This is a genomic window from Gaetbulibacter saemankumensis DSM 17032 (assembly GCF_000425645.1).
GTDB lineage: Bacteria > Bacteroidota > Bacteroidia > Flavobacteriales > Flavobacteriaceae > Gaetbulibacter > Gaetbulibacter saemankumensis.
The window spans coordinates 889,856-903,869 of record NZ_KE384430.1; the positions used below are offsets into that span (position 1 = coordinate 889,856).

10 protein-coding genes and 1 tRNA gene are annotated in these 14,014 nt (G+C 34.4%); 8 read left to right on the forward strand and 3 right to left on the reverse strand.

Annotation, left to right across the window (positions count from 1 at the left end):
- Window positions 1-140 precede the first annotated feature (140 nt).
- Together H611_RS0110645 and H611_RS0110650 are read right to left on the reverse strand one after the other, a co-directional pair.
- Window positions 141-641 carry a 30S ribosomal protein S16 gene (locus H611_RS0110645; RefSeq protein ID WP_027138361.1) on the reverse strand — a complete coding sequence of 167 codons (501 nt, stop codon included), beginning with the start codon at window positions 639-641 and terminating at the stop codon, window positions 141-143.
- 116 nt (window positions 642-757) lie between these two features.
- The gene (locus tag H611_RS0110650) at window positions 758-1,822 is read right to left on the reverse strand and encodes a lactonase family protein (RefSeq protein WP_027138362.1); all 1,065 of its coding nucleotides are present in this window, start codon (window positions 1,820-1,822) and stop codon (window positions 758-760) included.
- Between the two features lie 194 nt (window positions 1,823-2,016).
- Here H611_RS0110650 and dnaE point away from each other — a divergent pair, with 194 nt between their 5' ends.
- From dnaE to H611_RS0110690, 8 genes are all read left to right on the forward strand, one after another.
- Entirely contained in the window at window positions 2,017-6,405 is a 4,389-nt protein-coding gene (dnaE, locus tag H611_RS0110655; protein WP_027138363.1) for a DNA polymerase III subunit alpha, read from the forward strand.
- 272 nt (window positions 6,406-6,677) lie between these two features.
- On the forward strand, window positions 6,678-6,995 hold the full coding sequence (gene trxA / locus H611_RS0110660; RefSeq protein WP_027138364.1) for a thioredoxin: 318 nt from the start codon (window positions 6,678-6,680) through the stop codon (window positions 6,993-6,995).
- A gap of 78 nt (window positions 6,996-7,073) precedes the next feature.
- A complete protein-coding gene (locus tag H611_RS0110665; protein WP_027138365.1) occupies window positions 7,074-7,616 on the forward strand; it encodes a ClpP family protease in 543 nt (180 codons plus the stop codon).
- Between the two features lie 11 nt (window positions 7,617-7,627).
- Window positions 7,628-8,557, forward strand: coding sequence for a DUF58 domain-containing protein (locus tag H611_RS0110670; RefSeq protein WP_027138366.1), 930 nt, complete (start codon window positions 7,628-7,630; stop codon window positions 8,555-8,557).
- A gap of 77 nt (window positions 8,558-8,634) precedes the next feature.
- Window positions 8,635-8,708: transfer RNA gene (locus H611_RS0110675), tRNA-Asp, on the forward strand.
- A 480-nt stretch (window positions 8,709-9,188) separates the two neighbouring features.
- Complete coding sequence (locus H611_RS0110680; protein WP_169515997.1) at window positions 9,189-9,710, forward strand: T9SS type A sorting domain-containing protein; 522 nt, start codon at window positions 9,189-9,191, stop codon at window positions 9,708-9,710.
- An 8-nt stretch (window positions 9,711-9,718) separates the two neighbouring features.
- Window positions 9,719-10,342 carry a porin family protein gene (locus tag H611_RS0110685; protein WP_027138368.1) on the forward strand — a complete coding sequence of 208 codons (624 nt, stop codon included), beginning with the start codon at window positions 9,719-9,721 and terminating at the stop codon, window positions 10,340-10,342.
- Window positions 10,343-10,365: 23 nt separating this feature from the next.
- Window positions 10,366-11,451 (forward strand): hypothetical protein, encoded by a 1,086-nt coding sequence (locus H611_RS0110690; RefSeq protein WP_027138369.1) that lies wholly within the window; start codon window positions 10,366-10,368, stop codon window positions 11,449-11,451.
- Window positions 11,452-11,743: 292 nt separating this feature from the next.
- Here the strand turns inward: H611_RS0110690 and H611_RS0110695 are convergent, their stop codons facing one another.
- A complete protein-coding gene (locus tag H611_RS0110695; protein ID WP_027138370.1) occupies window positions 11,744-13,609 on the reverse strand; it encodes a mucoidy inhibitor MuiA family protein in 1,866 nt (621 codons plus the stop codon).
- Window positions 13,610-14,014: the final 405 nt, after the last annotated feature.

Below are 14,014 nucleotides of genomic sequence, written 5' to 3' on the forward strand. Positions count from 1 at the left end.
TTTTCTATACAACATGCTAAGAGCGATGCAACAGATATTGAGATATTTTATTTAACCAAGTTGGTGTATTAGGGTTAACAAACGCCATAAAAAAACTCCGATAACGAATTACCGGAGTTTAAAAGTATAAAAATAAATTTTTATTCTTCTTCGTTTGAAGCTTCAGTTTCTTCAGCAGGAGCTTCTTCAACAGCTGGTGTTGCAGCAGCAATACGAGCTTCGTTTACAGCTTTTTCAGCTTCTAAAGCTTTGGCTTTAGCATCAGCTTGAGCTTTAGCTAAATCTTCAGTTTTTGAACCTACTTTGTTTTCTTTAGCTTCTAACCAAGCGTTGAATTTTTCTTCAGCTTGCTCTTCAGTTAAAGCACCTTTTCTAACACCTCCAGCTAAGTGGTTTTTTAATAAAGCTCCTTTATAAGATAAAATTGCTTTAGCAGTGTCAGTTGGTTGAGCTCCATTTTGTAACCATGTTACAGCACCGTCAACGTTTAATTCTACAGTTGCAGGATTCGTGTTTGGATTGTAAATTCCTAATTTTTCTAGGTATTTACCATCTCTTTTTGCACGTGAGTCTGCAGCTACAATCCAGTAAAATGGTTTTCCTTTTTTACCGTGTCTTTGTAATCTAATTTTTACAGGCATAATAATTAATTATTTGAGGTTCTCGACCTCGGTTATTAATGAGGGCGCAAAGATACTATATTTTTTTAATATTCAGTAGTTTATTTGTTTTTAATAGATGGTAAATAAAGGTTTTTTTAAAATAGTAAGCACACAGGTGTAGGTGCATGGAAATCATTAGTAAATTCCAGTTTACCAGAATTAGAGTCTATTTTAAATACACTAATGTTATTGCTTTTTTTGTTAGCAACTAACAGGAATTTGCCCGTTGGATCTATGGTGAAATTTCTTGGCCAGTCACCATGAACGCTCATATTCTGAATTTTTTGAAGTTTTCCGGTGCTGGTATCTCGTTTAAAAACTGCTATAGTATTTTCACCACGGTTAGATCCGTAAAGAAACCGTTCGTCTTTACTTAAATGTATGTCGGCACATGAGTTTTGTCCGTCGTAATTCTCGGAAAGCGTGTTCGTGTGGTTTAATGTTAAATAAGTGTTTCCTTGTTTTTTAGCTGTGGTAATGGTGCTGGCATATTCGTTAATAATGTATAGGAACTGTTTGTCTTTTGTAAATGTGAAATGTCTGGGGCCGGCATTCTCAGTAAATGTAATCATTGATGATGAAGACAAGGTGAACGGTTTTAAATTTTCACTTTCATAAAGATACATGGCGTTTCTTCCTAAATCGGCAACGTAAAGCTGATTATTTACAAATTGAGCTGAGTGGGCATGCGACTTTTCAATTTCAGTGTTATGATCGAAAATCTGAGAAGCTTCATTTAAACTTCCGTCAGGTTTAATATTGTATAAAGCAACATTTCCTCCAACATAATTAGAAGCGACAACTAGAGTGCCTTCGTTGTTTACTGAAATATGACAAGGTGCTCCTCCAAAACTTTTAACACGGTTAAGTAATTTAAGTTGTTTGTTTTTTTCAATTTCAAAGGCAGCAACCGTTCCGTCGTTTTCTTCCCCAACAGCATAGATATATTTTTTGTTGGGAGAATAACTTAAGAAAGAAGGGTTTTCGGTTGGTATGGCTAAAGTTAGGTTTGTAAGTTTGCCACTTTCTGGATTAAACTCTGCCCTATAAATGCCTTCACTATCGCCTTTGGTGTATGTGCCTATATAAAGTGTATAAGATGGTTCTTTGCAGCTAAAAAGAAAAATGCTTATAATAAAAAATAAAGATATGTATTTCATAATTTTAATGTGAAAATCAAAAGTACAGTAAATTATTTAAATGTTCTTTTGTTTCTGAAGTATCAATTGTGATGATTTTTACTTGTTTAAAACTCTTGAAAACTTGTTATTTATTGAGTTGATTTTCTCCGTACTTTTATACACTTCGTTTTTGCTCTAAACGAAACCTTAATTCTTAAGAAGAAACAAAATTTATGTACTTAATTTTCGATACGGAAACCACCGGATTACCTAAGCGTTGGGATGCCCCAATAACAGATACCGATAACTGGCCTAGATGTATACAAATAGCATGGCAATTGCATGATGCTATGGGAAATTGTATCGATCATCAAGATTATTTGGTGCAGCCGGACGGATTTAATATTCCTTATGACGCCGAAAAAATACATGGTATTTCAACCGAGCTTGCTCAAGAAGAGGGGATTCCTCTAGCTGAAGTGTTGGAGAAATTTAATGAGGTACTGGGTAGAGCTAAGTTTATTGTAGGACAAAATGTAAAGTTCGACCTTAATATTATGGGAGCCGAATTTGTTCGCGGTGCATTAGATAATGTATTACAAGACTTGCCGGTTTTAGATACCTGTACCGAAGATACAGCACAGCTTTGTCAAATTCCTGGTGGACGTGGTGGAAAATTTAAGTTGCCAACACTAACCGAATTACATGAATATTTATTTAACGAACCGTTTGCTGAAGCTCATAATGCGACAGCCGATGTGGAGGCCACCACGCGTTGTTTTTTAGAGTTAATTCGATTAGAACAATATACTCAAGAGCAGCTGGATGTTGAAGCGGATTACTTTAAAAACTTTAAAGAATCTAATCCAAAGGAAATTGAGCTTATCGGATTAAAGCATATCAACCTTAAAAAGGAAAGCGCTAAAATCCGGGAACGCCTAAAAAAAGCTGAAGGAAGTCAGATTTCTTCAGAAGAAATTAAGCAAAATATATCAGAATTAAAGGAAGTTGAGTTTGCACATCTACATAACCATTCTCAGTTTTCCATTTTGCAATCAACCATGAGTATTCCTGCACTTGTTGGTGCAGCTGCTAGTTATAATATGCCAGCAGTAGCACTTACCGATCACGGAAATATGATGGGAGCCTTTCATTTCGTAAAGGCGGTTTCAGCACATAATAAAACAGCTAAAGCAAAAATTGAGGAGGCTTTAGAGAAAGGTGAAACGCCAACCGTTAAGGAGATTAAACCTATTATTGGTTGTGAGTTTTTTGTTTGTGAAGATCATCTTGATAAGACTCGAAAGGATAACGGTTATCAGGTGGTATTTTTAGCCAAGAATAAAAATGGTTATCACAATATGGCCAAATTATCGTCGCACGCCTTTGTCGACGGATTTTATTATTTACCTAGAATTGATAAAAAGCTCATTGAGCGTTATAAAGAAGATATTATAGTGCTTACAGGTAACCTCTATGGTGAGGTGCCTAGTAAGGTGTTGAATATAGGTGAAAATCAGGCGGAAGAAGCTTTGCTGTGGTGGAAAGAGCAGTTTGGTGATGATCTATATATCGAATTAATGCGACATAATCAGGAAGATGAAAATCGTGTTAATACTGTATTGGTCGAGTTTGCTAAAAAACATGATGTCAAGCTGGTAGCCACGAATAACACTTACTATCAATCTAAAGAAGATGCCAATGCACACGATATCTTATTGTGTGTAAAAGATGGTGAAAAACAAGCGACACCCATTGGTCGTGGTCGCGGATATCGTTACGGAATGCCGAATCAGGAATATTATTTTAAGTCTTCCGAAGAGATGAAATCTCTGTTTAAAGATATTCCCGAGGCCATTAGTAATATTCAGGAGGTTATTGATAAGGTGGAGCCTTTCGAGTTGGCTCGCGATGTGCTCTTACCTGCTTTTGGTATCCCTGATGAATTTAAACATGAAGAAGATTTAATTGATGGTGGCAAGCGCGGTGAGAATGCTTATTTGAGGCATTTAACTTTTGAAGGGGCCAAAAAGCGTTACGGCGATCCTTTAAGTGAGGAAGTTATAGAGCGCCTGGATTTCGAATTGGGTGTTATTGAAAATACAGGGTATCCTGGATATTTCTTAATTGTTGAAGATTTTATTCGCGAAGCCAGAAATATGGATGTATCGGTAGGACCAGGGCGAGGTTCCGCTGCTGGTTCGGTGGTAGCTTACTGTCTTTGGATTACCAATATCGACCCGATGAAGTACGATTTGCTTTTTGAGCGTTTCTTGAATCCGGATCGTATTAGTATGCCCGATATCGATATTGACTTCGATGATGAAGGTCGAAGTCGAGTGATGGATTATGTCATAGATAAGTATGGTGCTAATCAGGTGGCACAGATTATTACCTATGGTACTATGGCTGCGAAATCATCTATTCGTGATACCGCCCGCGTACTGGATTTGCCACTTTTTGATGCCGATAGAATAGCTAAGTTAATTCCTAATATGTCTAAGCTAAATAAGATTTTTGCTTTAGATGAAAAAGGATTAGCTGATAAGTTTCGTGCCGAAGAATTAGAAAAAGTAAACGAACTTTTAAACATTTCTGAAGGTGAAGGTCTTGAATCTGAAACCGTTAATTTGGCACGAGTACTGGAGGGATCGGTTCGTAATACGGGAATTCATGCCTGTGGGGTGATTATAACACCCGATGATATTACCAAGTTCGTTCCAGTGTCGGTAGCGAAAGATTCCGATTTATATGTTACGCAGTTTGATAACTCGGTTGTGGAAGAAGCCGGGTTGCTAAAAATGGACTTTTTAGGGTTAAAAACTTTAACCTTAATTAAGGATACTGTAAAAATTGTAAAAGCCAAGCATGGCATTCAGTTAGATCCAGAGTCTTTTCCTTTAGATGACGAAGAAACGTATGCTTTATTCCAGCGAGGTGAAACAGTGGGGGTGTTCCAATATGAATCGCCCGGAATGCAGAAACACCTACGTGATTTAAAGCCAACTGTATTCGAAGATCTTATTGCGATGAACGCCTTATATCGTCCGGGACCTATGGAGTATATTCCTAGTTTCGTTCGCAGAAAGCACGGTGAAGAAGAGATTGAATACGATTTGCCAGCCATGGAAGAATATCTTAAGGAAACTTATGGTATTACAGTTTATCAAGAGCAGGTAATGCTATTATCACAGAAGTTAGCAGATTTTACCAAGGGTGAAGCCGATATGCTTCGTAAGGCCATGGGTAAAAAACAAATTGCCGTACTGGATAAAATGAAGCCTAAGTTTATCGATCAGGCAAGTGCGAATGGACATGATGCGAAAGTTTTAGAAAAGGTTTGGAAAGACTGGGAGGCTTTTGCTAGTTATGCCTTTAATAAATCGCATTCGACCTGTTATGCCTGGATTGCTTATCAAACTGCCTATTTAAAGGCGCATTATCCGGCGGAATACATGGCGGCTGTACTATCGAATAATATGAACGATATTAAACAGGTTACCTTCTTTATGGAAGAATGTAAGCGTATGAAATTAGATGTGCTTGGTCCTGATGTAAACGAATCGTTTTATAAGTTTTCGGTAAATAAAGACTATGCCGTAAGGTTTGGAATGGGAGCCATCAAGGGTGTTGGACATGGAGCCGTTAAAACCATTGTGGAGAATAGGAAAAAAGATGGGCATTATAAGTCAATATTCGATTTAGCCAAACGCATAGATTTACGTGCTGCTAATAAAAAAGCTTTCGAGAACTTAGCCTTAGCTGGCGGATTTGATTGTTTCAAAAATACACATCGTGCTCAGTATTTTCAGGATGAAGGCGATGGTATTACCTTTTTAGAGAAAGCCATTCGTTATGGAAATAAACATCAGGAGAATGAAAATTCGGCTCAAGTAAGTTTGTTTGGTGAAGCCAGTGATGTTCAAATTGAGGAACCTCAGGTGCCACCTTGTGAAGAATGGGGAACTATGGAGAAATTGGCCAAAGAACGCGAGGTTGTAGGTATTTATATTTCTGGTCATCCGCTAGACGATTTTAAAATTGAAATGAGCACTTTCTGTAATGCAAATTTGAGCATGTTCCATATTTTAGAACCTTATGTAAATAGAGAGCTGGTTTTTGGAGGTGTAGTTACCGATGTACAACATCGTGTTAGTAAGCAAGGAAAAGGTTGGGCAATGTTTACCATTGAAGATTACGAGAATAGTTTCGAGTTTAGAATATTTGGAGAAGAATATTTAAAATTCAGACACTTTTTAATGCATAATAATTTTGTATTTGTAAAAACTTTTGTTCGCGAAGGCTGGATAAATAAAGATACAGGTAAACGTAGCGATCCGCGATTGCAGTTTAATAGTTTTCAGTTGCTGCATGATGTTATGGAAAATTATGCTAAAAAACTGTCAGTTCAAGTGGATATTAACGACTTGAAAGAAGAAAAAATATTAAACCTTAAAAGTTTATTTGAAATGCATCCAGGCAATCAGGCTTTACAGTTTTTAGTTTACGATATGCAGGAGAAAATAAAACTAACCATGCCTAGCAGACGCCAGAAAGTTAAAGTATCGCAGGAGTTATTAAATGAATTAAAAAATTACGACGTTAAATTTAAATTGAACTGATAATTTCGTGCGTAGGATAGAAGTGGCACCCTTTTTTATAAAGTAGTTTGTGGTAATTTTGAAGGCTAAATAATTGATTATTATCGCTGTAAGAAAAATAAAAACTTTTAAAAAAGATATTCCAGATAGCTTAGTTTATGCGCTAAAAAAATGTTAAAATAGCCTTAAACAATGTGGGTATAAGTAAAACAAATTGTTAGTTTGCTAGCAGTAGTGCTTTTTTAACTAATTTTGTACTATTAAAATAGATTAAGAACTTAAATATAAATATTATGGCATTAGAAATAACAGATGCAACGTTTGAAGAAACGGTATTAAAAAGTGATAAACCTGTATTGGTAGATTTTTGGGCAGCTTGGTGTGGACCTTGTAGAATGGTTGGACCAATCATTGAACAAATTAGTGAAGAGTACGAAGGTAAAGCTGTAGTTGGTAAATTAGATGTTGATGCTAATCAAGAATTTGCTGCAAAATACGGTGTTCGTAACATTCCTACAGTATTAGTATTCCAAAACGGAGAGGTTGTTGGAAGACAAGTAGGTGTTGCTCCTAAAACTGCTTATACTGAGGCGATCGATTCGCTTTTGTAATAAAATAAGAAAAAGAAAAATTAAAAGGTTTGTCGTAATGGCAAACCTTTTTTTATTTTTAGGTAAAATTAAAAATATATGGGTGATAAATTAAAAGTACAGGATGCTATTGATAGCAAACTTTTAGAGCAACGTAAGGTCTTTTTATGGGGGCAGGTAGACGATACATCTGCAAAGCATGTGGTAGATAGATTAATGTATTTAGATGCGCTTGGCAGTGAAGATATTCACTTGTATATAAATAGTCCCGGTGGCTATGTAACTGCTGGCTTTGCTATTTATGATTGTATGAAGTCTTTAACGAGTGAAGTGTCGACTATTTGTACTGGATTTGCAGCGTCTATGGGGTCTATAATTTTGTCTGCCGGCTCAAAAGGTAAACGTTTCATACAGCCTCATGCACGAGTGATGATTCATCAGCCAAGTGGAGGAGCGCGCGGACAAGCTAGTGATATAGAAATTACTGCTAAAGAAATTATTTTAACAAAAGAGTTAAGTGCTAAAATATTGGCAGATAATTGTGGGCAAACTTTTGAAAAAGTCATGAAAGACTTTAATAGAGATCACTGGATGGGTGCTGAAGAATCTGTTGCCTATGGAATTGTCGATGCCGTAATATAATTAAAACTTTAATGGATATACGTCAGGCGCTTGATAAAACAGAAAGTTTTAAAAATTTGGACCTGTTGGCGAAGCAGGTGGTAGAAGGGTTTATTGCTGGGATGCATAAAAGTCCGTTTCATGGATTTTCGGCCGAATTTGCGGAGCACAAAATTTATAATCAAGGTGAAAGTACACGCCATATTGATTGGAAGTTATATGCAAAGACCGATAAGCTTTACACCAAGCGTTATGACGATGAAACCAATTTAAGGTGTCATATAATTATCGATAACAGTAGTTCGATGCATTATCCTGAAATAGGGGATATATCCATTAATAATTTAAATAAGATTGGTTTTTCTGTTTTGGCAGCAGCTTCCTTGATGGAAGTTTTAAAGAAGCAGCGCGATGCCGTTGGATTAAGTGTATATAGCGATGCTTATGATTATTATGCGCCTGAAAGAGGGAGTGAGCGTCATCATCAAATGTTACTGAATACTTTAAGTCAATTAGTTATTCAAAAAAAACATAGCAAACAAACGGATACCTATAAGTATCTACATGAGATTGCCGAAAAAATACACAGGCGCTCTATGATTTTTCTTTTTACCGATATGTTTCAAACCGTCGAAGATGATGATAAATTGTTTGAAGCTTTACGACATTTAAAATACAATAAGCATGAAGTTATTTTATTTCATGTTTTTGATAAGAAAAAAGAGTGGCAATTTGACTTTGATAATAATCCGAAGAAATTTATTGATTTAGAAACGGGTGATTTTATAAATCTTTATGCCGATAATATTAAAGATAATTACGAGAATCGAGTAAAATTGTATTTTGATGCCTTACGTCTAAAATGTTTGCAGTATAAAATAAAATATGTGGAAGCAAATGTAAATGAGGACTTTAATCAAGTACTAACAACTTACATGGTAGAACGTAGAAAATTTATTTAGAAAAAAATAAAAAAAAGTTCAAAAAAGGTTTGTGATATTCAAAAAGGCTTGTATATTTGCAACCGCAATAACGCAACGGTCTGGTAGTTCAGTTGGTTAGAATGTCGCCCTGTCACGGCGAAGGTCGCGGGTTCGAGTCCCGTCCAGACCGCAACATTGCAGAGAAGCTCTAAGAGATTAGGGCTTTTTTTGGCACTATAAAGAAGTTGTGTTGTTGATAAACCTTTTTTGGTTTATCAAAGGTTTAAGTAGTTAAACCAATGGAAAGCTTTCCTTTTTTCTTAATTGAAGATTGGGATGCTTTTTTGTTTTAACGGTATATTGAATTCTTCAATAACATGTTATTTCAATTATTATTCATAAATACAAGTGCCTCCTTAGTAATTCTATTACCTCTTCAGATTATCAAAAAATTATACTTTTTAATTAATATACGGTTCCTGCTTAAAGGGGTTGTTTAGAGTGGTTTATGGTTGTTTTCAATAAATAGATTAAAAAAAAAATGAGATAGGGGGTGGGAAATTTAAAAGTGAGCTTGTTATATAGTATAGTGGTTACAACAAGTAAATGGCCGGAAAAACTATTATCCTATTTTTTAAAATTAAATTTTAAATCTATGAAACAAACATGTATGAAATCATTATTCGAAAAACATAAATTCAAACGATGGCTTTTTAACATGGGGGGTGTGTTTGTTATGTTGGTATCGTATAGTGGATACTCACAATCAATTGCGCGACAAAGTATTTCAAGTTATGGCGCGACATTATCACAACAGGGACTTTCTTATGCTCAAACGGTGGGGCAAGTCTACAGTACTCAAAATGTTAAAAATAGCAATGTAACCCAAGGGTTTCTTCAACCTGTAAGCTATAAAATTGAAAAGATGGTTCAGGTGGATTTTGAATCATTAGAGGTCAATGTATTTCCAAATCCTGCTCAATACCGTATTACGATTCAAAGCACAGAGATGTTAAAGCAAGCTTTTATTGTTGTTTTTGATCTACAGGGAAATACTATCTACCAACAAAAAATCCAAAATGAAAAAGAACATGTTATTAACTGTAGCTCTTGGGCTGTGGGAACCTATCTTATAAAAGTTCAAGGAGATAACAATAAACAATCCGTAAGTAAATTAATAATATCTAAATAATCATTAATATGAAAAGAACTATACTAGTATTAACCATAACGCTTATATCATTTTCAAGCCATGCGCAAGAGCCAAGTTTTACCATAGAGGCCTCGCAATTGGTAAGTACATTTAAATTTGTTAACAGTGATGATGTCAAGCAAAATTCTGATTATCAATCCGTATTTACAGGTTCCTATGGGATAGGATATCGTAATGCTTTTAGAAATAATGTAATTTTTAAAGCAGGTTTGGGAAAAAGAAATGGTGGAGCTAACTATGTTTATGAAGGCATGAATTATTCCTGGCGTTTAGAGTATGCAGAGGCCAAATTAGGAGGTGGTTACATTTTAAAAAGGAGAGTTTTCAGTCCTTATGCCATTTTAAATGGATATTATGGTTATTTAATGAGAGGTACTCAGATTTTAAACAATGAGGAGTTCAATATTACCAAGTCTGAAATCCTGAAGAAATCAGATTTTGGAATTATTGGGAATATTGGAGTGAATTTTAATATTTCCCATTTTGTATCGGCATATGCCGAAGCCTTATACCTATATGGGTTGAGTAATATCGAAGTAGATTCAGGACAGAAATCGGCCAACAGGAGCTACGGTATCACATTAGGCCTTTCTTTTAATTTAGCTGATTAGTAATAACTTTTAATTTGATTATAATGAAAAAACTTAAATATATTTTTATAGTAACTTTTATAATAGCTGTTAATTTAGTTTCAGCACAGAGAATAGGTGATTTGGACGGTATTTATTATCAGGCTGTTGCCCTTAACGATGAAACACAGGAAATTGTTGGGCTGGATATAGAAGAGAAACCCCTTTATAATAGAGAAATTGGAGTTCGATTTACTATTACAAAAGGACTTGATGGGGGGATTCAATGGGAAGAAACTCATATTACTACAACAGATGCACATGGTTTGTTTAGTCTGGTTATAGGGAAAGGTGATGTATCGAGTACTAGCTATGCACGCTTACTGGATATTCCTTGGATTGATGCAGACCAGTTTTTAAAAGTTGAAATATCTACTAAGAATGATGGTAATTATGCATTGGTAAGTAATCAAAAGTTTATGGCTGTACCTTATGCGTTTTATACCGATGATATTGCTGATGATGCCATTACTACAGAAAAAATATTAAATGAAGAAATTCTTGCGGAGGATATTCAAGAGGGCGCTGTAGAAACTTCTGAGATTTTAAACGGAACAATTTTAAATGAAGATATTGCCGATAATACCATCAACTTATCAACTAAGGTGACAGATATTCTACCTGTTGAAAATGGAGGTACGGGTCTTGACGCATCATCCGTTACAGATGGTCAGATTTTAATTGGTGATAGTACCACGAACGATTTTAAATTATCTACCATTACAGCGGGAGAAGGTGTTGTAATTGATAACACACCAGGCGCTATTACCATAAGTTCGCCTCCTGTTTCTACTAGTGCAGATGGTTCTTTTACCATTCCTGTTGGAAGTAATGGTACCATTAGTGGAAATAGCCCGTGGTATTCTCCAAATAGTCTGAAAGTAGACCCTCCAGAGGGTAAGCCATTTGAAATGGGAGATATTTTTCTTGCTTCCGCTAATGTTGATTTAAAAGGATGTATTTTGTCGGTTTATTTACAAAGTATTGATGGTAATGGACAAGCGAATGTTCAAGTAATATTATATAATCCACAAAACAACTCCGTAACACTACAGACTCCGGTAACATTTAAATTCCTGCTCGTTAAATAAACTCCGGATAAATTATAAGCTTGTATTGTTAAAAATAAAAATCTTTAGCAAATAGCAGTAATCTAAAAAAGCTCTAAGAGATTAGGGCTTTTTTTGGTACTATAAAGTAGTTGTACTATTTGGTTAACCACAAAGTGTTTATCAATGGTCTAAATAGTTAAGACAAGGGGTAAGGGTTCCTTTTTTCTTAATTGAAGATTGGGATGCTTTTTTGTTTTAAATGGATGTCCTTCCGGAATAAGGAGGTATGCCTAGTTTTTTATATGTATTATATTTTAATGATATTTGAACTTTATTCGATAATTAGACTTTTGTGTTTTGGGTATCTAACGGAGTATTGCAGATTTATTTTTTTTGTTTCCCTAGGTTTTAAATTGAAATCCCACTTTATTTCTCCTGTTTCTGTGTTATGAATGCCTTTAGTAAGTTCAAGTGGTTTTACTTCTATTTCTTCTAAGGTAGAAACTGGAATTTGATCAAAAACCAAAAGATTAATGGGTTCTGATTTGTTATTTTTTATTGAAATGTCCCATCCTCTGAATTCTTCTTTTTTACTTCCAATAAATTGTTTTGTAGTAAAGTCTTTAATTTTCTCTCTTTTTATAACTACATTTTTATCTCTACCAAGAGATATATTTAAAGTATCTGAAGCATACCTAATATCTAATATGGTTTTTCCAACATAGGTGTCTTCAAAGAAAATATTAGCTTCTCCTTCAAGAAAGTTATACTTTTCCCAATCTGAAATACCGGCTATTAAAAAAGCATCTTTATCAATTTTAGGTACCGAATAGTAGGTGTATTCTGCCGGCAACTCATGATTAACAATATCTACAGAGTAATTTTTATTGTTTGATTTAACAGTGTATGGAATTTTGATATTAAAATCTACAGTAGTTTGTTTTGCAATTTGTAAGGATGGAATTATAGAGTTTGTTGCTTTTTTAATTTTTATTCCTTGAAATTTACCTTCTAACTTGCCTGTAACGGCTCTTTTTTGATTTGTTCCATATCCTACAATAACAACTTCTTCTAACATCGAAACATCCTCTTCTAACATTACTGTTATGTTGTTGCTTATTGGTAACTCCTTAGTTTTATATCCTAAGTAAGAGAATACCAACGGACTTGAAAAATTAGGTGTTGCAAGTGAAAATCTCCCGTCAAAATCAGTTTGTGTCCCAATAGTAGTACCTTTAATCATGACAGACGCTCCCGGTAGAGGAGTGTTACTTTTATCCATTACTATTCCTGTGATTTCATTAGAATCTAAAATATTATATCTAGGTGGAATTGAATTGTAATCTAAATAATAGGTCTTTAATTCAGGAGCGACACCTGAAAGATTGGGATTTGCGGAAGATAAGTTTAGTTTTACATTGTCCCAATCAACTTTGGTGTCTTGTTTTACACTTGCCTTGTATGTGATTACTATTGGATCATTTACATTTTTTGCTCTTATATCATAATTAGGAAGCCAGCCTGCATTACTAACCATATAAGATAATTCAAAATCAGATGTTGTGGCATTTTTAGATTTTACTTTTACTAAAATTTCGCCATTCGGAAATTTTTTTTTGCTTGTAAGTGTATTTTGTTGGTTTATTAAATCAGTCTGGGAATCCTTTAGATTTTCTATGTTTTTTAATCGATCTATTTGTTTAAGCTTTAAATCTGTAAGTTTTGTTCCGTAATAATTTGAGGCTTCCCTAAGTGTATTTACGCTTAATTCTTCATTTTTCCCTCCAATAGTTCTGTTATCTTGTAAGAAGGAAATTTCTTCATTTAAAATGCTTAAATATGTATTTTCTAGCTGGATCTTATCCTCAATTCCTTTTAATTTATTTTCTATATCAACTAATTCTTGCGGTTTTTCTAATTTGTCTAGAAAATTCTGTTGATGATTTACTGAAAGCACTGTTATATTAGCATTTGCCTTTATCTGAATGCTTTTAGCATTAATGAAGGGAGACAGATTAATAAATTTTAAGATCGTTTCTCCCGAAGAAATATTGATTGTTTTTTTACGCGTGATTTGGGCATCTTTAATAAATACTGTTACCTCGTTAACTTTTGTTGTGATATTCTTTTCTTGAATTTCTTGTGAAAAGCCATTGTAAAAGCTAAGAAATAAAAGAATAAATACAAATGTCTTCATTTCTAGATGATTTTGAGTTATTTGAAATAAGGGGTTAATATAAACTATATTGAATACATTTAGGTTATTAATAAGAGAATTCTTAAAAAAGGCTTTGTTGAATTTTATCTTTTACGTTGATTTTGTATCTCTCAAAATAATAAAATGTGAGGCTCTAAGGATCCTCTAGCATTCTATGGTTACCAGGATAATCTTAATCCAAAATCTAATTTTTTAAGGGTGTGTATTCCTATAAACGGTTCAAGACCATTTTTTAAGAAATAGCCTACTTTTAGTCCCATTCCCATTGTGGCCTTTGAGTCTGTAATTAATGAATAGTTATCTACGTAATTTGTGTTGCTTAGATAGTTTGTAAATTTCTTTTTCCCACCAATACTAAGTTCAGAATGCGCTGTGATTCTATTT